The sequence below is a fragment of the Haloarcula sp. R1-2 genome (genome assembly GCF_011627385.1).
Taxonomy (GTDB): Archaea; Halobacteriota; Halobacteria; order Halobacteriales; family Haloarculaceae; genus Haloarcula; species Haloarcula marismortui.
Genome location: NZ_JAANTG010000003.1, coordinates 90,337 through 113,235 on the forward strand (window position 1 = coordinate 90,337; position 22,899 = coordinate 113,235).

At 52.9% G+C, this 22,899-nt stretch carries 16 protein-coding genes; 10 read left to right on the forward strand and 6 right to left on the reverse strand.

Annotation, left to right across the window (positions count from 1 at the left end):
* Positions 1-14: 14 nt before the first annotated feature.
* Complete coding sequence (locus tag G9C82_RS14565) at positions 15-1,160, reverse strand: alpha-D-ribose 1-methylphosphonate 5-triphosphate diphosphatase (RefSeq protein WP_127014497.1); 1,146 nt, start codon at positions 1,158-1,160, stop codon at positions 15-17.
* Positions 1,161-1,891: 731 nt separating this feature from the next.
* Here G9C82_RS14565 and gfo6 point away from each other — a divergent pair.
* Both gfo6 and G9C82_RS14575 read left to right on the forward strand, forming a co-directional pair.
* The gene (gfo6, locus tag G9C82_RS14570) at positions 1,892-2,962 is read left to right on the forward strand and encodes a D-xylose 1-dehydrogenase Gfo6 (protein WP_004965580.1); all 1,071 of its coding nucleotides are present in this window, start codon (positions 1,892-1,894) and stop codon (positions 2,960-2,962) included.
* A 1,029-nt stretch (positions 2,963-3,991) separates the two neighbouring features.
* Positions 3,992-5,206, forward strand: coding sequence for an ABC transporter substrate-binding protein (locus G9C82_RS14575; protein WP_127014498.1), 1,215 nt, complete (start codon positions 3,992-3,994; stop codon positions 5,204-5,206).
* Between the two features lie 24 nt (positions 5,207-5,230).
* On the opposite strand, the gene G9C82_RS14580 is transcribed toward G9C82_RS14575, so the two are convergent.
* Complete coding sequence (locus G9C82_RS14580) at positions 5,231-5,917, reverse strand: NADH-quinone oxidoreductase subunit B (protein WP_127014499.1); 687 nt, start codon at positions 5,915-5,917, stop codon at positions 5,231-5,233.
* 152 nt (positions 5,918-6,069) lie between these two features.
* On the opposite strand from G9C82_RS14580, the gene G9C82_RS14585 reads away from it, so the two are divergent.
* Together G9C82_RS14585 and G9C82_RS14590 are read left to right on the forward strand one after the other, a co-directional pair.
* Positions 6,070-6,663: a helix-turn-helix domain-containing protein gene (locus G9C82_RS14585; protein WP_127014500.1), complete on the forward strand. Its 594-nt coding sequence runs from the start codon at positions 6,070-6,072 to the stop codon at positions 6,661-6,663.
* A 1,106-nt stretch (positions 6,664-7,769) separates the two neighbouring features.
* Positions 7,770-9,014: a Cdc6/Cdc18 family protein gene (locus G9C82_RS14590; protein WP_004965595.1), complete on the forward strand. Its 1,245-nt coding sequence runs from the start codon at positions 7,770-7,772 to the stop codon at positions 9,012-9,014.
* Positions 9,015-9,550: 536 nt separating this feature from the next.
* Here the strand turns inward: G9C82_RS14590 and G9C82_RS14595 are convergent.
* Entirely contained in the window at positions 9,551-9,913 is a 363-nt protein-coding gene (locus G9C82_RS14595) for a HalOD1 output domain-containing protein (RefSeq protein ID WP_127014501.1), read from the reverse strand.
* A 548-nt stretch (positions 9,914-10,461) separates the two neighbouring features.
* On the opposite strand from G9C82_RS14595, the gene G9C82_RS14600 reads away from it, so the two are divergent.
* Positions 10,462-10,878, forward strand: coding sequence for a hypothetical protein (locus tag G9C82_RS14600; protein ID WP_229380486.1), 417 nt, complete (start codon positions 10,462-10,464; stop codon positions 10,876-10,878).
* Between the two features lie 28 nt (positions 10,879-10,906).
* Here G9C82_RS14600 and G9C82_RS14605 read toward each other — a convergent pair whose 3' ends face one another.
* Complete coding sequence (locus G9C82_RS14605) at positions 10,907-11,506, reverse strand: TetR/AcrR family transcriptional regulator (protein WP_127014502.1); 600 nt, start codon at positions 11,504-11,506, stop codon at positions 10,907-10,909.
* A 496-nt stretch (positions 11,507-12,002) separates the two neighbouring features.
* Here G9C82_RS14605 and G9C82_RS14610 point away from each other — a divergent pair, with 496 nt between their 5' ends.
* The 3 genes from G9C82_RS14610 (at position 12,003) to G9C82_RS14620 (ending at position 17,199) form a co-directional block, all read left to right on the forward strand.
* A complete protein-coding gene (locus tag G9C82_RS14610; protein ID WP_127014503.1) occupies positions 12,003-13,937 on the forward strand; it encodes a COG1361 S-layer family protein in 1,935 nt (644 codons plus the stop codon).
* A 27-nt stretch (positions 13,938-13,964) separates the two neighbouring features.
* On the forward strand, positions 13,965-16,457 hold the full coding sequence (locus tag G9C82_RS14615) for an RND family transporter (protein WP_127014504.1): 2,493 nt from the start codon (positions 13,965-13,967) through the stop codon (positions 16,455-16,457).
* Between the two features lie 145 nt (positions 16,458-16,602).
* The gene (locus G9C82_RS14620) at positions 16,603-17,199 is read left to right on the forward strand and encodes a TetR/AcrR family transcriptional regulator (RefSeq protein WP_011222618.1); all 597 of its coding nucleotides are present in this window, start codon (positions 16,603-16,605) and stop codon (positions 17,197-17,199) included.
* A gap of 191 nt (positions 17,200-17,390) precedes the next feature.
* Here the strand turns inward: G9C82_RS14620 and G9C82_RS14625 are convergent, their stop codons facing one another.
* Positions 17,391-18,047: a lactate utilization protein gene (locus G9C82_RS14625; RefSeq protein WP_004965611.1), complete on the reverse strand. Its 657-nt coding sequence runs from the start codon at positions 18,045-18,047 to the stop codon at positions 17,391-17,393.
* A 551-nt stretch (positions 18,048-18,598) separates the two neighbouring features.
* Positions 18,599-19,555, reverse strand: coding sequence for a bile acid:sodium symporter family protein (locus tag G9C82_RS14630; RefSeq protein ID WP_127014662.1), 957 nt, complete (start codon positions 19,553-19,555; stop codon positions 18,599-18,601).
* Positions 19,556-20,081: 526 nt separating this feature from the next.
* On the opposite strand from G9C82_RS14630, the gene G9C82_RS14635 reads away from it, so the two are divergent.
* Positions 20,082-20,519 (forward strand): hypothetical protein, encoded by a 438-nt coding sequence (locus G9C82_RS14635; protein ID WP_241244111.1) that lies wholly within the window; start codon positions 20,082-20,084, stop codon positions 20,517-20,519.
* Positions 20,520-21,586: 1,067 nt separating this feature from the next.
* Entirely contained in the window at positions 21,587-22,822 is a 1,236-nt protein-coding gene (locus tag G9C82_RS14640; RefSeq protein ID WP_127014505.1) for a tyrosine-type recombinase/integrase, read from the forward strand.
* Positions 22,823-22,899: the final 77 nt, after the last annotated feature.

Genomic DNA, 22,899 nt, shown 5'->3' on the forward strand with positions numbered 1-22,899 from the left:
ACGTACTGAGTAGGCTATGCCGAGCAATACACTTGGTCGCCGGCAACATATGTTCGTGCTATAGATGGAGACGGATCTGGATCAACGATGATAATGTCGGCCCTTGCCCCGCACTCCAACCGCCCCCTGTCGTACAGGCCGGCAGCAGCAGCTGGCGCAGTAGAAACACGTAACACCCGGTCTTTGAGCGGCTCATCGTTTTCAATGAACACAGAGCTAAGCAGTGATTGCGGACGAAAGTCGCTACAAAGGATGTCAACAACGCCGTCTTTGATTGCCTGAGACGCATCGGGCCCGTCCCACAGGCTCCCACCACGCACCACATTCGGCGCACCCATTGCAACGGTCAAGTTTAGCTCGGTTGCACGCTGCGCAACACGGTGGGAAAGCGGATACTCACTGATGTCTACCCCGATGGCAGCAGCGTTATCTACACTTGCAACAGTTTCATCGTCGTGTGAGGCGACCGTCATATTTCTATTGCTCGCTAATTCTGTGACCTCTCGTGCGCGCGCGAGCAACTCTGCTTCGGGGACACCACTGCGACGTGTTTTGAGGGATTGAAGCCCTGTTTCTAATTCCCCGTCAGAGCGGTCATAGCGCTGTGCAAGTGTGTTTTCGCCGGTGAATTGACCTGTTCCAGGAACGTGTGTGACAAGAGATACGAGGTCGCCCCCCGATTTGATTTCTTCCGAGACAGCGTCAACTGACGCTTCATTGGTGAGCTCACACCGCATATGGAGTCTGTTGTCGACTCGGGCGCCAGTTTCGTAGTTGAAATTTCGTATCTGCTCGGCGAGGCGACGGGCTAATTCGATACTCCGGTTATCATCTGGAACGTCCTCGAATGAGATAGCGTGATATTTTGTCGTAACTCCCGCACTGGCATTGGCTATGTCGCATCGATCCAGAGCGATAGTTGTGTCGACACGCTCTTCCGCTCTTGGAAAAAGGTGCCGTTCGATGTCATCACCGTGGAGATCTACCAATCCAGGAAGAACGTATTTACCCGTCGCATCAATATCAGGGTTGTCATGAGATTCTGCTTCCACTGAGACGATTTTCCCGTTAGAGAATGCTACTGTCCCCTTCTCTATTTCAGTAGTAGGCGTAACAACAGTTCCTCCTGATATCAATGTCTGGTTTTCATTATTGTTCATGCGCTGTAACTCCCTGTAAGATGTACCAATGTCATAATGTTCCACTTCCTCGAAACATGAATATGCGCTCGCTACGGCTACACCACGGTCGAATATAGAGTTTATATTTATATGAGATAGGCAGCTGTAGCTGAGATTTATCCGGCACGAAATAATCGGAATCGACCTCCTCAACCCAACTATCAATTCAGACCGGCCGAGATAGATCACTAGCAATGTATCAGAGTTTGAATGGAGGCACAACTCACAGAATCCGACACCCACGTAATAGTCCACGTATTAATTTATATGTCAGACTAACATATATTCTGAGCTATATTTAGGTGATGCCTTCACAGAGCGAACAAGATACCGATAATTCTGGTGCATTCATATTTATTAGGTTACACCTACTCATATAATACTGTATTAACTGCTGAACGAGAACGTTCGACCTGTGATTTCTCTCTATTTTTCTCACAGTCAAAAAGATCATAATAGCACCTGAGTAACAACAGGTTGTTTGTAATGCTATCGCAGTATCGAATAATGACTGACTGCGGCGACATCGCCCCACTCACCAGTAGAACAGGCGGGAAAACGACCAGAGCTTATACACCATCAAGCACCGCCGTTGGGAAACACGCGTTCGGTCGAAGCTGTAACGAGAGTCCCCATGTTCCTCCCACCAGCGTGCTGTTTGCGTCCCCAGAATCCGAAGTTTTTACCGCCGGCATTTAAAATGGATTCGTATGAAAGATTGGATTGATGCCTATAACGGACGTGACTGGCAAACCACAACGGACGGAACGGTTCGGTACGCACTGTTGGGCCTCGGTTGGTGGACAATCGACCTGGCACTCCCCGCGATTCAAGACTCTGATCTAGGTGAAGTCACGACGTTTGTCAGTAGTTCCTCGGAGAAAGCCAAACGTCTCGCCGACAAAAACGGTGTAGACCACGGGATAAGTTACGAGGAGTTCCACGACGGGAAGGCGTCCGATGCGTTTGATGCCATCTACATCGGGACACCGAACGCTTTCCACCTAGAGTACGCCAAAACAGCCGCGGAGTTAGACAAAGCGATCCTGTGTGAGAAACCAATGGAGTCAACAGTCGAACGGGCAGAGGAGATGGTTGAGGTCTGTGAGGACGCCGCCGTGCCGCTGATGATCGCCTATCGAATGCAAACTGACCCCGCCGTCAGGCGTGCAAAGGAACTCATCGAAGACGGATTCATCGGTGAGCCAGTATCCGTATACGGCAACAATAGCCAGCCGTTGCTTGAGATGAATCCGAACACAGACCAGTGGCGGCTCGATCCGGACCTGTCAGGATATGGCACCTCAGTGATGGACCTCGGGATTTACTCGATTAACACGACTCGGTTCTTGCTCGAAAGAGAACCGCTGGCGGTGCAGTCACAGATGGATTCTCATGGGGAGGCCTTCGAGGACGTGCCTGATGAACGCTCCGGGGCATTGCTTGCGCTGGAAGACGGTGTCAAAATGGTCACGACCGATAGCCAGAACGCCCACCGTGATACGCAACTGAAAATAACTGGAACGGACGGGCAGATCGAACTCCGTCCAGCGTTCCACGGGAAAGCGAAACTCCATCTGTCTCGGAACGAGACCACAGTAACTGTCGAACACGAGAATTTCGACGCGGAGGATGAAATGCGAGAGGAGTTCGATTACTTCGCTGACCGCGTTTTGACTGATGCTGAGATTGTCCCGGACGGTCGCCATGGCCTCCAAGATATGCGGATCATCCGAGCAATTCACGAGGCTGCGGAGAGCAGCGATGTCGTCGAACTGTAACTGAGTCGTTCGGCTTTTCTAATTCTGTCGCTGATGTATTGTCTTGAAGCTCAGTTATGTGCCAATAGCGGCTGTCGTGTTATTCCAGTCAAGACGGTGCACAGCGCAATCACAGCATCATATTTCGAGGAAGTTTCCGGGTGAGGTTCCACTCCGCTCACCCTCCAAGATTGAAGATCTGTTTTCGGAACCATAGTTAGCTGAAAGCCCCAACGAAGATTTACAATCCATCGTACCAGGTGTCGTTTAAAAAGCTATGGCCCAGAGCTGAAGCCGAAAGGTAATAACATCTGTACAGATGTTATGTAAGAGGTCCCAGCGAACTCAACAGGCCTGTGGCCACTAGTATCGGACACCTGTGTTCGGTATAGCAGCTTACGGACTTGCTGTCGCAGAGATCATATACAGTTGAAGCTAAACCAGGTCTTACCGTCTAAGGCGATCTAGCCACAATATATCACTATTTGGTGAGGCTGGTGTATTCTTGTGACTAGAATGTCGAGTATAAAAACAAAGGCCCCCAATTCCTACCCCATATTTTTGTTTATATATTTGAGTTTTTATTAGTATCTTTGTTATTGTCGTACTTGGCTTGTTATGGCTATATTATAGCGAATTTACCACTAAAAAGTTCATATGTATAGTAAGGACAGAAAATATCGAGGTATTCCGTCACAGAGTGAAGTTGTGCAACATACACTGCAGTAATGGCGTGGTCAGTCACTCGCACTGCAAGCAAAGCACAGAATGGCTTCAGTGAGGCCGATGACCTGTCGTAGACTAACTGGGGCAGACAATGCACGATCTACCGTTCAGGAGTATTCATGAAACGTTCCCGGTGAGAAGTGATGCTATCTGGGTGTTCTGGATCGCCCTGTCAATAATGAGCGTTGTCGTCGGTGGGGTACTAGAATTTCGCCATGTTCGGACTTGATTTCTTCCTCATCGCGAAGATCTTCTAGCATCCCTGCGCCACAGATGGCCAGTTAATCCGAAAGCCATATACACCATATTAGGCCAACCTAAAACATGGACAAGGCAGACGATTCAAATGGTCTCACCCGGCGCGACTACCTCTCCGGCGGTAGTGTGCTGCTTGGCACGTCGATCGTTGCTGGCTGTTCCAGTGACGGTGGCGAATCGCCCAGTACCGCTACATCGCGCGATAGTGGAACGGACACATCGACCCCATCAGATAATGGCCCCTACACTGCCTCACTTTCTCCTGTCGGGGAAGTCGAGTTCGACTCCGTCCCGGAGAACGTCTTCACAATGTACAATCAGTATGCAGATATGTTAGTTGCGCTCAATCACGGTGACGCGGTCAATTCGATGTTCGTGCCAGACATGGCTGGGCCATCGATGAACCACTACTACGAGCGACTTTCTGGCGTCTCTTTTGAGTGGGAAGACCTTCCCAACCCCTACGATAATTTCAGCAAGGAGTTCTTTTATAGCCTCGGTAGCGACGTTCACTTCCTTGACCCCGCATGGGCGATTACCCAGGAGAACTGGGATATGAGCGATATCGAGGAAATTATCGACAACATCGGCCCCTTTTTCGGAAATTTCTACAGCGGAACACACAGTGACCCGCAGGGACCCTACAGTGGGGACTACCAGTATTACACCCTGTGGGAGCTTTTCAGTCGTGTCGCCACCGTATTTCAGGAGCGAAGGCGTTGCGAACAGCTCAGAGCCGTTCACGATGAGCTCATCAATACCATCCAAACGAACCTTCCGCCAGAAGAAGAACGACCGACAGCGATTCGGGTTACACTTGGCGATGACCAGTTTTGGACGTATCATCTGAACCGTCCGGGATTTTGGCTCGCCGACACGCGTCCACTTGGAGCCAACGACGCTTTCGGGGATGAAACGTGGGACGGTCTCTGGGGTTCAGTTGGCTATGAAACGATGCTGGAGGCGGACCCTGACGTAATCCTCCACCTCTGGGGAATGACACCGCGCTACGACATGGATGATATCCGCGGGCGACTCGAGTCACACAGCGTTGGGAAAGAGCTCGCCGCAGTCCAAACCGACCGTGTGTACGCACACGGAATGCGATACCACGGCCCTATCATGAATCTGTTCCAGATCGAGATGACCGCGAAACAACTCTACCCAGATATCTTTGGTGAGTGGCCAACCTACGAAAACGGGGATCACTATCCAGAGATCCCATCGGCTGAACAGCTTTTCAGCCGCGACCGCGTTGCCAATATCATTACGGACGGGTAGCGTAGTCGAGGCGGCTTCCAGAGCCTATGGCGAACTCCAGTCGTACCGCATGACGAGGTCGTCCTCGTCGATTTCGCTGGCGAGTTTGTCTACGAGTTCATCCCGTTCAAGATCGCCGAACTGTTCTAGTTCGTAGGGTTTGACCGTTACCGGTGAGGACTCACCCTCAGCGATGCGCTCTTGCAGTTTGGCGATGCCGTAGATGAGTGCCTCGGGGCGTGGTGGACAGCCCGGGACGTGGATGTCAACCGGAATGACTTGCTCTGCACCTTTGATCACGTTGTATCCTTCCTGAAATGGGCCACCGGAAATGGTACAGGACCCCATCGAGACGACGAACTTCGGTTCGGGCATCTGGTCGTAGACGCGCTTCATCCGCGGCGCGAACTTCGAAACAATTGTGCCTGGAACGATAATCAGATCTGCCTGTCGCGGTGATGCCCGAGGGACTCCGGCAGCAAAGCGGTCGAGGTCGTGTTTCGTCGCGAGAGTACCCATCATCTCAATAGTGCAACAGGCGATGCCGAACTGCAGCACGAACATGGAAGACCCCCGAACCCAGTTCAGGAACGTGTCGAATTTCGTGAGTATGAACGGAGATGACCCAAGCACCTCCCGAAGTGTAGAATTAAATCGGTCGTTTGCTCTTCTGCCGGGGCATATCCGCTCATCTGACTGTGCGTCGTCCACATTCCGCCGATCACTACTCATGGCCAGATGGTGATAGATAGTGGGGCCGGATGCACGAACTGTCGTACACACTAGTGTCTTTATTCGGAAGCCGCCTTCAGAACTCGCCTGTGAGATATCTCCGCTTGGAGATCCAGTATGCACTGGAGTATCAGCGTCCGATGCACCGCCTTATGACCGAAAGCGATGCAATCAAGCGCGAATGGCTCGTCACATGGAAAGTCGGCGTCGAAGACGGAATTGCCTATACGTTGTTCTATGTCGTCGGCGATCGCGAGCCCTACGAATCGGCGCTTTCTGGGGTTGAAACCATGGAAAGCTACGATATTACACCCGTTCGGGACGAGGCGTTCTATGCGTTCATCCGTGGCCAAGAGACTGACCGATCACGACAGTTCTACACGGCGTTCGAACAGCCGACCCTAATGATAGTCCCACCGGTTGCCTACCGGCCGCATGGGATCGTGTTGTTCGACGTCGTCGGGGAGCCTGCCGCGCTCGAACAGGTCCGGAGTGCGCTTCCCGATGGAATTTCGGTAAATGTCCGGAAAATCGGCGAATACGATGCCAGTCCCGGAACATTTGCCACCGGCCTCACTTCACGCCAGCGCGAGGCACTCACCGTGGGACGAGAAGTCGGGTACTACGAAGTCCCACGAAATGGGAGCGTCGAGGACGTTGCCAAAGAACTCGGTTGTGCCCCGAGCACTGCATCGAACCATCTCAGAAAAGCAGAGGCACGGCTTGTTGAACGGACGTTCAGATGACAGCTACCACAAAGATGGTTAGATATCGGTGCACCACTCCCGTGTTTGAATTACTTGAATGAGTGAAGGCAGTAGAACGTCGCGGGTGGATTATTGGTTATCACGATGACTGGCAAGTGGGTTATTGTAAACTATATAGAATGAGCTATTCAATGATATTCTGAGTTCAGCAGCGGTCCCGGCAGATGACCAGGAACGCTGCAGCGTCTAGCGCGACCAATATGACGCCAACATTGACGCTGGAACCGGAAGCTAGAGCCATGGTGGATTCTGTATTTGCTATTGCAATTATGATGACGACACTGTCGAGCGTTCTAGGGTCGACCAATCTGAGAGGAGATTACAGAAAGGGGTCAGAACTGTACGTCTCACGGAGGCCCTTCCCAGATCATCGAGCAAGCAGTGTGTCACAGAGAACACCACGGTGTCTGCAGTAACACCGTATCAGATGGTCTCTATTGCCAGATTACTGCGGACATCGTGGCGTCTGACCGAAAAGAGATAGGCATAATACTAAATCGACACCACGATGTCCGCTGTTCTACTGGGCGTTTGAGAAATCAGGAATCAATTACTGCGGACATCGTGGTGTTATTCCATCGTAGTCACACCACGATGTCCGCTGTTCTTGTGGGCCGGAGAGGAGAACAGCGGACACAGTGGTGTGTACTCAGACAGTAGAAGTGCTATGAATTACTCAGGGAGAGGCTGAAAGCTGCAAACCAGATCAATAATAGGAGATAACACTCCCACCCCACTTTGTCCGCTGTTCTTCAAGCAGGACGGGAAGGGAACGCAGAAACGGCAACATTTGAATTGAAATCTTGTTTGTCTAGACTAGGTATGTTCTCAAGTAATACTATAGTGCTCTCTTTTACAGCTATCAAATTACATTACGGTCTACCTCTCTGCATACCATAATAAACCTTTCCCTAATGTACATGTTCTTTCTCTCACCCCCTCCCACCCTTCTCTAGTTACTGCGGACATAGTGGGGTGGGAGGGTCCCCCCACTCGTTTATAATAAAAAAGAACAGCGGACACTGCGGACACTGCGGACAGGGGTGGTTTTATATAGATTCCTTCCAATACGTCAAGCAACGACTATGGGGATGTTCGAACGTGACACCGAGATCTACTTGGATCGGGATGCCCTCCGAGAGGATTACCAGCCTGAGAATCTTGTCGGGCGTGATACTGAGCTAAACCGGTATCGAGCTGCGCTTCAACCCGTAATCAACGGTGAGCAGCCCAACAATATCTTCTTGTACGGTAAAACGGGGGTCGGGAAGACTGCTGGTACGCGGTATCTAATCGACCATCTCGAAGAAGACGCAGCAAAGTACGAGGATATCGATCTCACGGTGAAGATGTTAAACTGTGACGGCCTCTCCAGTAGCTATCAAATCGCTACCCGACTCGTCAACGAATTCAGGGACGAAACGAGCCAGATCAGTACGACGGGATATCCGCGCGCGACAGTGTATGATATGCTCTGGACCGAACTCGACTCCTGTGGTGGCACTATCTATATCGTTCTTGACGAAGTCGATCACATCGAAGACGACAGTATCCTCTATCAACTTCCACGTGCGCGAGCAAACGACAACCTGAGCTCTGCGAAGATCGGTATCATCGGTATCTCGAACGATTTCTCTTTCCGCGATGACCTCTCCCCGAAGGTCAAGAGCTCACTCTGTGAAGAGGAAATCCAGTTCCCCGCATACGACGCGAAGGAGTTGATACAGATCCTGCAACAACGCGCTGATGTAGCGTTTCACGACGGCGTCCTCGAAGACGGTGTCATCGAACTGTGCGCTGCTTACGGCGCGAAAGACGCCGGTGACGCACGACAGTCACTTGACCTGCTCATGAAAACGGGCGACCTAGCCCGCGACAAAGACACAGACACGATCTCGGAAGACCTTGTTCGAGAGGCACGTGACGTTCTGGAACGGGGTCGCATTCAAGAGGGCATTTCGGGACTCACCCAACACGGTCATCTAGTGGTATACGCTATGGTTACACTTGATCAGGAAGGGAAGACGCCGGCCCGGACACGGGATATCAGACCTCGATACACGAACTTCGCCGAAAAGGCAGGGATTGACCCGCTCGTTCCACGCCGGATGCGTGACCACCTCGGTGAGCTGTCGATGTTAGGTATTATTTCGGCAATCGAACGGAACGAGGGACGGCGTGGTGGGACCTATCGCGAGTACTCTCTCGAGATGGACCCGGAAATGATTCTTGCAGCGCTTGAGAAGACTGTTGACGATGTTGGAATCCACAAATCTGTCACCAACCTTGTCGATGCCGAAGCGACGCTTTCGGACTTCCAGTCCACGTAGGAACGGCGGACATGGTGGTGTCGGAACCGACCGATACGGGATGGTTCTCAGGATATAGAACAGCGGACACAGTGGTGTTGTCGCCGACGATTGAACTCTTCTGTATTTACCTCAGTAGCGCGAAGAACTCCGGACACAGTGGTGTTCAACAGTGACGACTCTTCTGTTGATGGGATAATATTTCCTGTGAAATCTACTGATATTGCTTTTGAGAATCAAATACGTGTGATAGTTGTAATTAACACGATCTTTCAGGCGAGAATGGCTGAATAGTGGTTTTCTACGTCAAATGATTGCTTCCTCGAAAACCAGAGACAATCCGCCTATCACGTGAATCGGACCGCTCATCTAAATCATCGCGTAAAGCCTCTCCTTGCACAGTATCACAGGCCAGACTATTGCAGCCTGTCGACGTACGGTCGCTTGATGGGTGGCAATTTTCCAACCCAATGATGGGAAATTTTGCGATTGATTGTCAGTAAAATATTCACATAAGGACGCTATTGGGCCAGATACCCTGCTCTGTATGCTTGCCACTAGTACCTACCTGACCTGTTGTTGTCGGTATTCGACAACTGGATCACTCTGTCAGCGCGCACTGTCACCAGAAAGTTCCGGTACTGAAATGTGATGGTCTGAGTCGCTGGTCCGGTTGACTGGCCCGGCTGTGTGCCGAACAGCAGTGTCTCAATTGCACCGACATCAATGTAGTCGTGCAATGGCGACTCACGATACGTTCCTGCTTCTGTTCCCGTCTGGTCGGCGATGGCCTGAACAATAACCGCGGCAAGTTCCTGATCGCTAGTTGGGTCATACCGAACTTCAGTGAGGGTGCCACTCGTTGCCGCAAAGAGGCCCGTATCCCCATCAGCCTCATCGCTCCGGCTGTCGTCGGTCATCTATCTGGCAAATAACTGGAACGCACATATAATACATGTATGAATATTCGGGAATGATAATTACCCCCTCCAATCCGACTTGGGCTAATTCACGTCTAATTAGATAAGCTATACCGTATAGCTATTTGGCTTGCGCTGGTTAGTCCATACGCGTACGATCACCCCATTCGTAGCCAGGATGGAACATACATGGTAACAATAACCATAGTCGTCTGTGTAGTGTGTGTCAGCCGAGGATATCCGTCCCCATGCACCAACTACATAGACGGCAGCTACTCGGAGTCGTGTGTTCGGGCTTGACTGTACTCGCCGGTTGTGGTAGCGATCAAAGCGGTAATTCGAGTGAGACTGAGACTGGTGGCGGTGCCGAACCAACGCCGGACTCAGCTGCGGTAACTGCTACGAATAAATCGACGCTCAGCGGTAACGACGACAGATCAACACAGTTCGGTCAGGTTACACGGTTCCCTAAATCGTATGCGATGACAGCCACAGTGCAGTCCGGAGGGCGGACCGTGGAGATGTCTGGCCGTTTCTACCGGGGAGATATGTACTGGTCATTCGACCAGCAGGGACAACAGATGGAGATGTATCACATTGGGAACAGTACGTACACCGTTGTTGGAGGGCAGTGTGTCCGGGGAACGATGCAACAGGGGATGGGTCGTGACGAGGTTGATCCAGGCCGTTTCTCCGATCAGCCAGAGGAAAACCCGGAAGTCACGCCGGTCGGTCGGGATACTATCGATGGTGAGGAGGTGCTGGTGTATGAAATCTCTCAGGCTGAGTCCCAGAAGCCGCTGACATACTACATTCTCGCGGACTCCGGATATCCGCGACGTATTGAAGGCGAGTCAATGCGGTGGGACTTCCACTCGTGGGGTGTGGTTGACCCGATCCAGAAGCCCGAAGGAGACTGTCAGTCAATGCCCGGTGGCGGCACGATGGCTGACGGTGGCAGTTAATCGCTCAGCTAGACGTGACTTGATGGGGCTACTCCGAGAGTAAACAGTTCTCGACGTACCGTCGAAATTCGGCTCTCACGTCGTCGATTGTGTCCTCGTCGCTGCTAATCCGTTCCGCCTGAATCCCGACTAAAACTGTGTGGAACAGTGCGGCTGTCTGCGATGGGTCTTCGACAGTAAATGCGCCGGCGTCAACACCCGCTTGGATGACACGAGCGATCTGCTTTCGAATAAAGTCATCACTCCTGCGAAAGAGACGGTTGTAATCGTCGTCGTGCGCTGCCTGCGCTCGCAACTCAATCACAGCCTGGGAAAATTCGATATCACTGTTGTTGCTTGTCCCAAATATTTCATCGACGATCACGTCAATGTATGCTTCAGGGGATTGGTTGGGAAGCGGAACTTGGTTTTCGACCTGCTCAAGTATGTAATCAAGAAGATCTACCAGCAACTCGTCTTTATTATCGTAATGATGATATATGAGCGATTGACTCTTCCCGAACTCATCACCTATCTTTGAAATAGTTAGATCCGCGTAGCCGTGCTGACGCAGTGCATAGAAGGTTGCCTCGAGGATCTCCTCGCGGGTTCCCTCCGGGTTCTGAAAAAAGGTTATCTCGTTAGTCATCTTTACATTGACCGTTCCGTGCTTGAGCGGTACGGTTCAAATCACTCACGGTTTTGCTGTTCGCTCGCTGTTGACCACGTGGCCAATCTGGGGTCTCGTTTTCATCACTGGATTGAGTAAGGGCAGCTGTTGGTAGATAGCTATATTGTTGACTATCCATTCAATAAACTTAAGCGTATTGTTGGCCCCTGTATCACGGAGTGAATTGGACTGCATTCTAGTTCTTTGTATTCACACACCTATCCTAGTGTATCGCACGTATCTGCCCATTTGGTGTGCTCTCCGACCCTTCTAACGCCAATACTCTGAGGTCCCAAAAATCAAACAGCGCGGGTTTTGATCGATTGGTTGTCCTATCTGACTTCAGAAGAGACGAAAGCACTATATGTGATTGAACGTTTAGTCAACTACAGGAACATGACGACTGGTAACCGAAGAATTTCGAAGCCGTTTATGACTACCAACGAACCGCGGATTGAATGGAAGTCTTACTAATATGGCACCGAAGGCACAGAAGCTGCTACTCCTGGCCGTAGTTGGCATTGTCGTAACTAGCGGAACGGCAACCGCTGCGGTCGTTGGGAGCCCCGATATCGTTGCAACGCTCGAAGACGACACCGTCACCCCTGGTGAACAAAGGACAATCGAAATTTCGCTGGTCAACACTGGCGATCTTGACAGTGGCTCCACCCGGAACCCGGCGTTAAACAGCGAGGTAACCACGGCGAAGGGGCTTACTGTGTCACTTGGCTCCGGTGACGCGCCGATATCGGTCAAGGACTCGAAGCGAAGTCTTGGCACGCTCCAAGCCGGACCGAAGGTGACAGTCCCGTTTGATATCAGCGTGGATGACGACGCTTCCTCTGGAACGTACGACGCACAACTGAAACTAAACTACAAGCACACAAGCTACATCTCCGAAGGAACGGGCGCACGGGACGAAGACAGGACAACCCGAACTGTTGACATCGAAATTGATGTCACCGATGACGCCACATTCAATGTGACTGATATTGCATCGAATGCCCGCGTTGACTCTACGGGCACGGTAGCGGTTAGCGTCGAAAATACCGGAGACAACTCCGCTCGGGATGCTGCGGTAACGCTGGAATCCCGGAATCAGGACCTCGCAGTAAGTGGCGGCGATGCAACTTCACGGTTTGTTGATGAGTGGGAACCGGGCGAAGTCCGGACGTTCAATTATCGTGTGAGTGCCGCTGAAGCCGCCGAGCCGGAGCCGTACGGGTTTGAGCTGTCGGTCGCATTTGACAACGAGGACGGCCTCCGAACGCAATCAGCAGGACAATCCATTGCAGTCGAACCTGATCCTGAACAGCGGTTCTCAGTCGTCAATTCAAGCAGCTCTGTCGCCGTCAGCAACACGGGAACGTACGAGGTTCAGCTCCGCAACACGGGCCCGTTGACTGTTGATGACGCATCTGTTACGTTTGCTTCACGGAACGCCGATATAACGTTCGGCAAGAGTTCCTCGACAACAGCATATGTGGGCAACTGGGAACCCGGTGAAGTTCGGACCGTCCGAGTTGATGCAACAGCCAGCCCCGATGCCGAGGACCGAAGCTACGCGCTGTCGGCCAACGTCCAGTATGATGATCACGAGGGCGACACCAGCACCTATGACGATGTACAGTTGAGCCTCAGTCCGGCACCTGAACAGAACTTTGGCGTGTCCAATATTGACACCTCACTCCAAGCCGGTGAAGACGGCTCACTGAGTGCAACCCTCACAAACACTGGAACGCGTGATGTTGAGAACGTTGTTATCGCTTGGGAAAGCCAGCAGTCGACACTATCGGCAAAAGAGACGCAGTACGCTGTCGGAAATCTCGATGCAGGCGAATCAGCCAACTTCAGCTTTGGTGTTGACGTGTCCAACAGCGCAGAGGCAGGCGCTCGGCAGTTTGACTTCGGAGTGAGCTATCGCGACGACAACGATGACAGGGTTGACGCAGAGACACTTGAACTTCGCTCAACAGTGGATGGCAGTCAGGACGAATTCGACATCGAAATGGAGAATTCGACGCTCGGCGTCGGACAAGACCGCTCAATTACGTTTACGATAACGAATACGAAAGACAAGACGCTGACCAGCATTGAGGGCAAGGCGTTCGTCAATGATCCGCTCAGCAGCAGTGACGATGAAACGTTTATCGCTGAGCTGGGACCCGGAGAGTCAGAAACGGTTTCCGTCCAGCTCTCAGCGGGAAGCAATGCGCTGGACAAGACGTATCCGCTCAATCTTGACTTCCAGTATGAGACGCCAGACGGGGACAAACGGGTTTCAGACACCTACAGTCTGCCAATAGAAGTTACGGACCAGTCCGGAAGCGGCGGGACGCCACTGTGGCTTATTGGTGGTGTTGGACTTCTCGCAGTCGTTGGCGGCGTGGTCTGGTACAGCCGACAGTAACTCTCCGAGGCTAACGTATATGACACAATGTTAGACTACCAGAAATATATCGACATCCTAGACGATTGGATTGTCAACCGTGACAAGACAGTCGTCGCTGTGTTCATCGTCACAACCCTCATTCTGTCGGCGGGGTTCGGCATGACTGCGACCGACTCGGGGACATCACAGTTCACCGACGGCGTTCCTGCACAGGAAGCGTTCGACGAGGTGAACGACAACTTCGAGCGCGAACCGTTCGGTGAGGGGACTGGCTCTACGACGCTAATCCAGAAAGACCAGAACGTCCTGTCGAAGCCGGCCATCCTCAATATGCTGGAAGCCCAGAACCGGTTGACACAGCGCGAATCACAGGACGTTGTCGGAACGACGAGTGTTGCACAGGCCGTCGCACAGACGCTTGACCCGGACGCGGAGACACTGCCCGAACAGATCGATGCTATAGAAGCAGCCTCACAGTCGGAAATCAAATCCGCCACTCGAACGACGCTCGAGCGCCAGCCGGCAGTCGCAGGACTTCTCAGCAACGACCTGAACCGAGAAGAGCCGTCTGCATCGGCAACACTGACGACTGTTACCCACGAGGTGTCAGGTGTCTCAAGCAGTGCCGGGACAGAGGGGTCATCACCACTGACGCCCATTCAGCAGGAAGCGGAGTTTATCGTCAGTTCGGTCGACGGTGATATCTCTGTCTTCGGCAGTGGGCTCATTTCTGCAGAACTGAGCAGTGTTATCTCCGATTCGCTGGGACTCGTTGTCCCGGCTGCTGTGGTCCTGATTCTGTTCTTCCTCATTATCGCGTACCGGGACCCGTTTGATCTGCTCATTGGCCTTGTCTCCCTTGCGATGGCGATTGTCTGGACATTCGGGTTCATGGGCTGGGCCGGTATCCCGTTCACGCAGATGTTGATCACAGTCCCGCCGTTGCTCCTCGCCATTGGAATCGACTTTGGGATTCACGCCGTGAACCGATATCGTGAAGAGCGCGTCGAGGATGTCGAGCCGACGCCCGCAATGCGGACCGCAACAGACCAGTTGCTCCCGGCCTTCTTCATCGTGACAGGCACGACAGTTCTGGGATTCGCGGCCAACGGGACCAGTCAGCTTGGTCCGATCCGCGACCTTGGGTTTGTCGCCAGTGTCGGAATCATATTCACGTTTCTTATTTTCGGTATCTTCCTGCCGTCGCTCAAACACTTCACGGACCGGCAGCGGGTGCGATACGACCTCCCCGAATTCAGTATCGCTCCGATCGGCTCTGAGGACTCCGCAGTCGGCAAATCCCTTACTATCGGTGTCACAATCGCCCGCCGGGCCCCGTACGTATTCTTCGCTCTTGTGCTGGTGTCTACGGCAGCCATGGGGGCGTATGGAACTGGAATCGATACCCGGTTCACCACTGAGGACTTCCTCCCACCGGAGGAGAACCCCGGATACGTCGAGGTTCTGCCGGAAGCTGTGGCTCCGAGCGAGTACACAGTCACGAAACAAATAAACTATCTTGAGGACACCTTCGAGAGTGGTGAGAGTGACACAGTAACAATATACGTCGAAGGATCGTTACAGGATGGAACAGCGTTAGAGGAAATCTACCGGGCGAATCAGGACCCGCCTGACTCATTTGTCACAGCCGGCGGAAGTGCAGATACGACAAGTATCCTGACGGTGATTAACCGCTACGAGCGTGCTTCGCCGGAGTTCCGACAACTCGTTGCCCAGAACGACCAGAACGGGAACGGCGTTCCCGACCAGAACCTTCCGACTATCTACAACGCGCTGTATGACTCACCGTACGGTGACCGCGCGGCATCGTACATGACTGACGACTTCACGCGCACGCGAGTTGTATATTCTGTTGAGTCCGATGCGAGTCAACAGGAAGTGACAGATGACACGAGAGCCGTTGCTGATGAGTTCCGGATGGAGGCGACCGCAACCGGCAGCGTTGTGGTATTAAAAGCCGTCTCGGATGTAATCGCAGAGTCGGCGTATATAAGCCTGGGTCTCGCAATTCTCGCGTCTGCAGCGTTCCTGTTCTTCGCCTACTGGCTACTCGAACGCCGTCCCGGGCTCGGGGCTGCGAACCTCATCCCGATACTGCTTACCATTGCTGCCTTGGCTGCGACAATGCGGTATCTGGACATCCCATTTAATGTCCTCACCGGAACGACGTTATCGATCGGAATTGGGCTCGGTATCGATTACTCTGCCCACCTCGTCCATCGGTTCTCCGAGGAGTACCGGGGCGACGTCGGCTTGCTTGAAGCACTCGACATTAGCGTCCGGGGAACAGGTGGCGCATTGGCGGGCAGTATGGTCACCACAACATCCGGCACCGGAGTACTCGTCCTCGCAGTCGTCCCGATCCTGGGTCAGTTCGGGTTGCTGATCGCCCTCAGCGTCCTCTATTCGTTCGTAGCGTCCATACTGGTCCTTCCGACCTCGATCGTTATCTGGGACCATAGCCGTGGAACGCTTGGGACACTGCTCTCGTCGAGCCAATCACGGAGTGCGAATTAATGCGGTCCACTCACCTCGGTTCCTGCTCACTTGAGACTCATCGTGTCCCAATTGAACGAGTTAGTCAGGATCGCTCAGATACCGCGCTTGAGCAAGCGGCACCGTACTGCCACCCCAGCCGAAGTCAGGAGGGACGACTGTCTGTATGACTGACGAGAGCGATGCCCTGTGTGCAACTGAAAAAGAAATTATGCACGCAACTCACCGGGCGCTTGTTAACAGCGGGTACGCTGAGCTCTCGATATCGCGTATCTCTGATGAGCTTGATAAGGCCAAGTCGACGATATACCACTATTACGACTCAAAAGACGCGCTCCTACTCCGGTTCCTCAGATTCACCGTTGACCGATTCGAGGCGACAATCAACACCAGCATCGGTGACAACCCGAAAGAAGATCTCAACCACATCATCAGCACACTTCTCCCGTGTCAACTACCGGAAGAGAAACGCCAGCTACACAGCGTTTTAGTCACGCTCTCCCCGCAAGCACTCGAGCGGGCGGTGTTTCGCGAGCAGTTCACCGAAATCGATACTCGACTTGCTACAATCATCGAAAAAACTGTTCGTCGAGGCGTTGATGCGGATGTGTTTCGCGATGTCGATCCGACACACGCAGCCGAACATATTCTGGCAACGATTAAAGGAACCATGTATAGCCGCCTCACGACGAACCGTGAAGCCGCGACGGCCGCAGCGAAAGCGTCTCTGTTCTCGTATATCGATTCGCATCTGATTTCGTAGTTCCTGCCAGTCTGCCTCACGGTGCACTCTCTCTGCTACACGGTCCGGAGCAAGTCAATCACAGGCTATCCACCTGCAGAACTACCGAGGGTTGGAAATTACCGAGGATTGCTGTTTTTTGATAGTGTGCTTCTGCCCAGAAAGGCAGGGCAGCGGGGCCGACCACCGCTTAGCTTCTGAGTGTCTTTCAGTTAATAACCGAGGTGTTCGCGGATGAGGACAACGGTAGTGCGACCCTCTTCGAGTTCTTGGCGGAGGATGAGTTGCTTGGCGATCGCAGAGTCGACGCCGTAGGCCTCCTTTGCACGCTCGTTTTCGAGGGGGTACGCGACGGTTTCCAGTCGGTCAAGCGCATCCTCAAGCGTCGGCACGATTTTATTCACACCACTGACGATAACGACGTTACTGGCCGCAAACGGATACGCACCGATGCGGCTTCCCGAACGGTCCGCCGCGACGAGTTCGCCGGTCTGGGAAATGCCGTTGATGCCGCCGAGGAAGTAATCGGCCGTCTGTGACTCTCGCCGAGCAGCTTGGCGCTTTGCGTCGTCGTCGATACTCCAGATTTCCTCGGGAAGGCTCTCCCATCCGTGGTCCCCATCACTCAGGTACTCGTCGAACCCGATCTCTTCGAGTGTCGTCGAGTGGCCGTTCATCACAGACGCTTCTGCCGGGATGAGTGACTGCAGTTCCGCGAGTGCATCGTCGGCCGAGTCAACGACGATGACCTCGAATCCGTTTGCCTCCAAGTTCTCGACGGTCTCCTCAATGGTTTCTTCGGAGGCCAGTTCGTCCAGTGATTCGTCGATATCCGCGTCGTCAGCGTAATCTGATTTCTGTTGAGACATATTTTGTCGGTAGGTGTATCAGCATCAACACGCAGGCGTAGCTAGCCCAAAAGTGCTCGCGGACACCGGTGTCAGGTAGTTACATCGGTGATACTCCACCTTCAGATAGGATGTAATGTGCGGATAGAAACTCTGTGAACATGGTTTCTGGGCTTCAGAATCTCCCACCCTGATGTGGTCGGACTCGCCTCTGTCCGGAAACAGCACGGGGCGGCTGTGATATCAATTGCTGAAAACCGGGGGGTAGCATATATTGCTCTCCATTCATCATGTTACACTATCAATGCAAATGGCACGGAAGGAAACTACAGACACTACTGGAACACCCTCGAAGATGGTCCTGTTCTGTCCGGACTGTGATTTTGAGAGCGGGATGGTCGGAGGAGACTGGGACGTTTCGACCACCGGATATACGACCCGATATCACTGCCCGCGATGCCAGCACTCGTTTGGCGTTTCCAATCGCCGGTAACGCATAAGCAGAGTATGGTGGACGTAGACGGATTGTCCGTCCGGTAATACTGAAAAACCGTACCGCTGGGAATCTAGTATCAGTCGTCGCTTGGCACAGCCTCAACGGATTTCTGCCCGCTGTCCTGCCAGCTAAAGAAGCTTGCCAGCGCCGGCCCTGTGATGTTATGCCAGACGCTGAACAGCGCGGGAATGAGTGCGGCCGCAGGCTCAAACAGGGTCGTTGCCAGCGCAACGGCTAGCCCGCTGTTCTGGAGGCCGACCTCGAACGCACAGGTCCGAACGCGGTCTGTTGACATCCCAGTTGCCCGACCGACACCGTACCCCGAGCCAAGCCCGATAGCGTTGTGAGTAACGACTGCCACCAGCACGAGTAGACCGGCAGTGAGAATATTATCCACGTTTGCGCCAACGACGCCAGCGACGATCGCGACAATGGCGGCAACACTGATAACCGGGAACACATCGGTACCGATTTCAGCAGCTTTCGGTGAATAGCGGTCCAGCAGATACCGGATCGTGAACCCGAGAAACACCGGAATAATGACGATCTGAATGATGCTCTGGAACATCTCTGCGAAGGTGACGTTTATCTGTTCACCGAGGGTAAACACCACCCAGGCCGGCATCACGATCGGTGCTGCAAGGGTCGTAAGGGTCGTGATTGCGACGGAGAGGGCCACGTCGCCCCGACCGAGATACGCCATCACGTTCGATGCGGTCCCACCGGGGGCGGCACCAACCAGAATGAGACCGGTACCGACAGCATCTGGAAGATCGAGCAGGACATACAGCCCGTACGCAGCGGCGGGCATCACCAGCCACTGCGTGACAGCGCCGATACCGATATCCACTGGTTCCTTGATCAGTCGCTGAAAGTCCGCCGGCTGGAGCGTCAACCCCATCCCAAGCATAATTAGCCCGAGTAGTGGGGACACGTAGTCCAAAACTGGGATGAACGGGTCCGGCCTGACGAGAGCGAGCCCTGCCAGAATGACGACCCAGACGACGAAGTATTTGCTCGCAGCGCGACTCACCGCACGAAGCGTCGATACTGAAGTCACATATCTGGATGATGAACAACACAAAAAAAGTTTACTCTGGATCGCCGTATTGTCGAATTACGAACCCGGGGTGAGGGGCGGCCAGTGGTCCGTCGGCAAGATAGTGGATTGCTGGTACCAAGATCGGTGTAGACGTTCGACGAACTGTTTGAGAGAATAGGTACCCTGTCGCTGAACTAGTAAGAAAAGCTGCTACCTATCCATCCGTTTGCTTGACGGCTTCCACCAGCAGGTAGCGACCGGAACTCACAGAACCCACGCAGCAATTTGCGCCAATGTACAACTTCGCCATCGGACCTGATCTAATCGGTTAGTTCAGCTACACTCTACATTAGTACTAGTTGCCTATTAGAGGTCATTCGTGGCCTACTCGTAGGCAACTGGAAACTACGATTAGTAGCACATACCAATCAAGCTGGAACATGATGATTCAACCCTCACTACTGCACTACCGGGGCAGAAATCTGTACAGTACTCCGGCTACGTCGGAGGTTCACTGGTGAACACTCTTGCACGTAACATCAGCTCTTGGCTACTTGTTGCCACCGTGGTCGCCACTAGTGGGACAGTCGGGACAACGGTTGCATTCCAGGATTCTGCACAGGACATCCAGACAGAGAACGAAGCCCTTCGCGCTGAAAACGAGGAATTGCGTGAACAACTGAACGAGACTCGGGAAGATCGACAGGCCGCAAAAGCCCGCGCTGAAGAACTCAACAAACAGTTAGAAACACGTAACGAGGACGTAGACACACTTGTTTCGGAACTAGAAAGGAAAGAAAAGATGCTAAACGCCAGTCAAGCCCGGCTTGCGGAGTCCCGAAAAGATCAAGCGGGCATGCCGCGATCCGAAATGGAAAAACGGCTTGATTACCTCTGTGCACAGCCAGAGAACAGGGATAGATTCGGCTGTCAAGAGTTTGGTCCCCGTGAATAACATCGGTGACCTCTAAGTAAAGTCACCCTTCAGAACTGCTGAATCCGATTCTATGCTGTTGGATATACTACTGCACAGATTCCTATTCCACATGGCAAAATTCTTGATAGACTCACTACGGTCGCAACTGCGGGAGCTACCGCACGTTATCCGGAATACGATGTCACTGTAGATCTGGTTCCTGTTCACCAGTGATCTGGGAAAGGCAATAGAGAGTACTGTTCTCAGCACATGAATGTCGGGAAAGCATTGCTCAACTCCTTACACTACACAGAATTCAGTGCATCTAAGATCTAAACCGCATAAAACGGACTTCCCCGAACTACACAACCTCGGCGGATAGGTTTGATGCGTGCCTTCTATACAATTATCTAAAGTCGTACTAATCTCCAGAACGAAGTTCAAAGCTCTCATCGGCTACGTCTGAAGCCGATACTGTCTAAGTGCGGAGTGAGAACTTACTGATATCGCTACCAGTGTTTAATAAGAACCGCCAGTGTCACAGGCGTCGTTGTACTGCATTTCGATTTCCTCTATCCCGACACCGAGTCCTGCGAGAGATGTATGGGTACAGAAGCAGCGCTCGAAACAGCTCTCAAACTGGTCGCACCGGTCCTGACCGCTGGTGAGTGTGTCGAATTCGTCGCCTCGGTGCTGATCCTGCCCGACTGAGCGTCTAGCACTCGAACGCTTACTGGGGATGAGTGGGAACGCTGTCCAGAGTCGTCAAAATCCGCGCATTTATTGATACACGTTCTGGTGTCGATGTTATCAGGTGTTGGTCTCGGTGACTAACCACACGAATACCCCAATTAGTCGCCAATCTTCTCCGAAACTAACTCATCCTCCGAAACTGTGGTCCGCGTCAATTTGATATAGCAAAATATGATTTATGTGTTGTAGTAATGAATTTGCCAGTGCTTGTCTTGTTGTGGGTTTCTGCATGAGAAAACAATACAAGACAAACTATTAGTAGTACGATTGAAATACGCTACATACGAAATTACGGCGGTTTAGAGTACCAGCAGGGACAGTACGTCGGTTACGCTGTCCACACACTCAGATCAATGACTGAAACCCGCTATTCGACGATGGACTTGGCTGACTGCAAAGCATTTTACCATGAGACTGTTGTGCCGGCGATGAAAGACGACGGCCTCAATCCAACCACTGAAACCCCCACATATGCGTGGCTGAACGGACGGTTTCCGGGACTTGTCAAGCACCTCCAGCGCCGATTCGACCTGTCTCCGGGGCAGTTCTACGACGAGATCGAAGTGCCGGAAGACGAGAAGGCGTCGGAGCCATTCGATTTTCTCTCTGATAACACACAGCGAGCCATCGAGGAGTACCTCGCCGAGCTTTCGACTCGACGTGGGCGTGCTGATGCGACAATCGACACACGTCGGTCGATTTTGCGACGGTACGCAAAAGTATATACCAATATCCACGATACAAAAGATTTGCTCGCACCGCTGGAGAATCCCGATGAACGCGTTGCTGAGATGGATCGGGTTGCAGCGACCTTCGACGCACTTGACCAACTGGACGAAGCCCTGACGACGCTTGTATCACGGCGTAAATACGTTCAGGACACACGGCAGTTCTACAAGCACTTGGTGATGTTTGGCGGTGCCGCGTACAATCCGCTTGCTGACCTCGAAATCCGATTTGGGTGGGATACGACTCCATCCTGGGACAACGAGGCACTCGATAGAGACGCCGTTCAGCGTCTCTATGCAGCGGCGACTGAGCTACGCGACCGATTCATCGTGGTCGCATGTTGCGGGTGGGGGCTTCGACCGAGCGAAGTGGCCTCGCTCCATATCCGGCAGCTCAACCTTGATCCGGATGATAACTCTCATTCGTACATAGAATTCGCCGACGGCGAGCGGAAAAACGGTCCTGGGACCGTAGCTTTGCTGGCCGGTCTGAAGACGGTTACTGAGCGTATTGAAGCACTCTCTGATCCGGATTGGAACGGCTATTTGCTCCCTTCCTCGGCTGCCACCACCGGCCACCTGACCGCTGAAACCGTTCGCCGACGGTTCAAGTCAGTGGCAGAAGTCGCGGATATCACCGTTGATGGTGCCAGGCCGACGCCGAAAACGGGTCGTCGATTCTGGTACACGACGTACGGCGCCGCTGTCCAGCGGGTTGCAGAGCGGTTTGAAGACGTCGCAGCTGAGCAGGGGTCGGCGTCTGCGCAAGTTGTGCTCGACAACTACCTGTCGGAGTCTGAAGCACGGTCGCACCGTCGGGCAGAGATGCGAGAGGCGCTCGCGGGGTTGTTTGATGAGTAGCTGGCCTCGCCGGGCTGGTAGTTAGGTAAAATAAAATGACTATACTGTATAGCTATACCGTCTGACTAATCCTTATA

Coding starts and splice junctions, on each gene's coding strand:
- G9C82_RS14605 (WP_127014502.1), bottom strand. CDS start 11,506: ATGACTAACGAGATAACCTTTTTTCAGAACCCGGAGGGAACCCGCGAG.
- G9C82_RS14580 (WP_127014499.1), bottom strand. CDS start 5,917: ATGAGTAGTGATCGGCGGAATGTGGACGACGCACAGTCAGATGAGCGG.
- G9C82_RS14600 (WP_229380486.1), top strand. CDS start 10,462: ATGTACTGGTCATTCGACCAGCAGGGACAACAGATGGAGATGTATCAC.
- G9C82_RS14640 (WP_127014505.1), top strand. CDS start 21,587: ATGACTGAAACCCGCTATTCGACGATGGACTTGGCTGACTGCAAAGCA.
- G9C82_RS14565 (WP_127014497.1), bottom strand. CDS start 1,160: ATGAACAATAATGAAAACCAGACATTGATATCAGGAGGAACTGTTGTT.
- G9C82_RS14575 (WP_127014498.1), top strand. CDS start 3,992: ATGGACAAGGCAGACGATTCAAATGGTCTCACCCGGCGCGACTACCTC.
- G9C82_RS14585 (WP_127014500.1), top strand. CDS start 6,070: ATGACCGAAAGCGATGCAATCAAGCGCGAATGGCTCGTCACATGGAAA.
- G9C82_RS14625 (WP_004965611.1), bottom strand. CDS start 18,047: ATGTCTCAACAGAAATCAGATTACGCTGACGACGCGGATATCGACGAA.
- G9C82_RS14595 (WP_127014501.1), bottom strand. CDS start 9,913: ATGACCGACGACAGCCGGAGCGATGAGGCTGATGGGGATACGGGCCTC.
- G9C82_RS14610 (WP_127014503.1), top strand. CDS start 12,003: ATGGCACCGAAGGCACAGAAGCTGCTACTCCTGGCCGTAGTTGGCATT.
- G9C82_RS14590 (WP_004965595.1), top strand. CDS start 7,770: ATGGGGATGTTCGAACGTGACACCGAGATCTACTTGGATCGGGATGCC.
- G9C82_RS14615 (WP_127014504.1), top strand. CDS start 13,965: ATGTTAGACTACCAGAAATATATCGACATCCTAGACGATTGGATTGTC.
- gfo6 (WP_004965580.1), top strand. CDS start 1,892: ATGAAAGATTGGATTGATGCCTATAACGGACGTGACTGGCAAACCACA.
- G9C82_RS14620 (WP_011222618.1), top strand. CDS start 16,603: ATGACTGACGAGAGCGATGCCCTGTGTGCAACTGAAAAAGAAATTATG.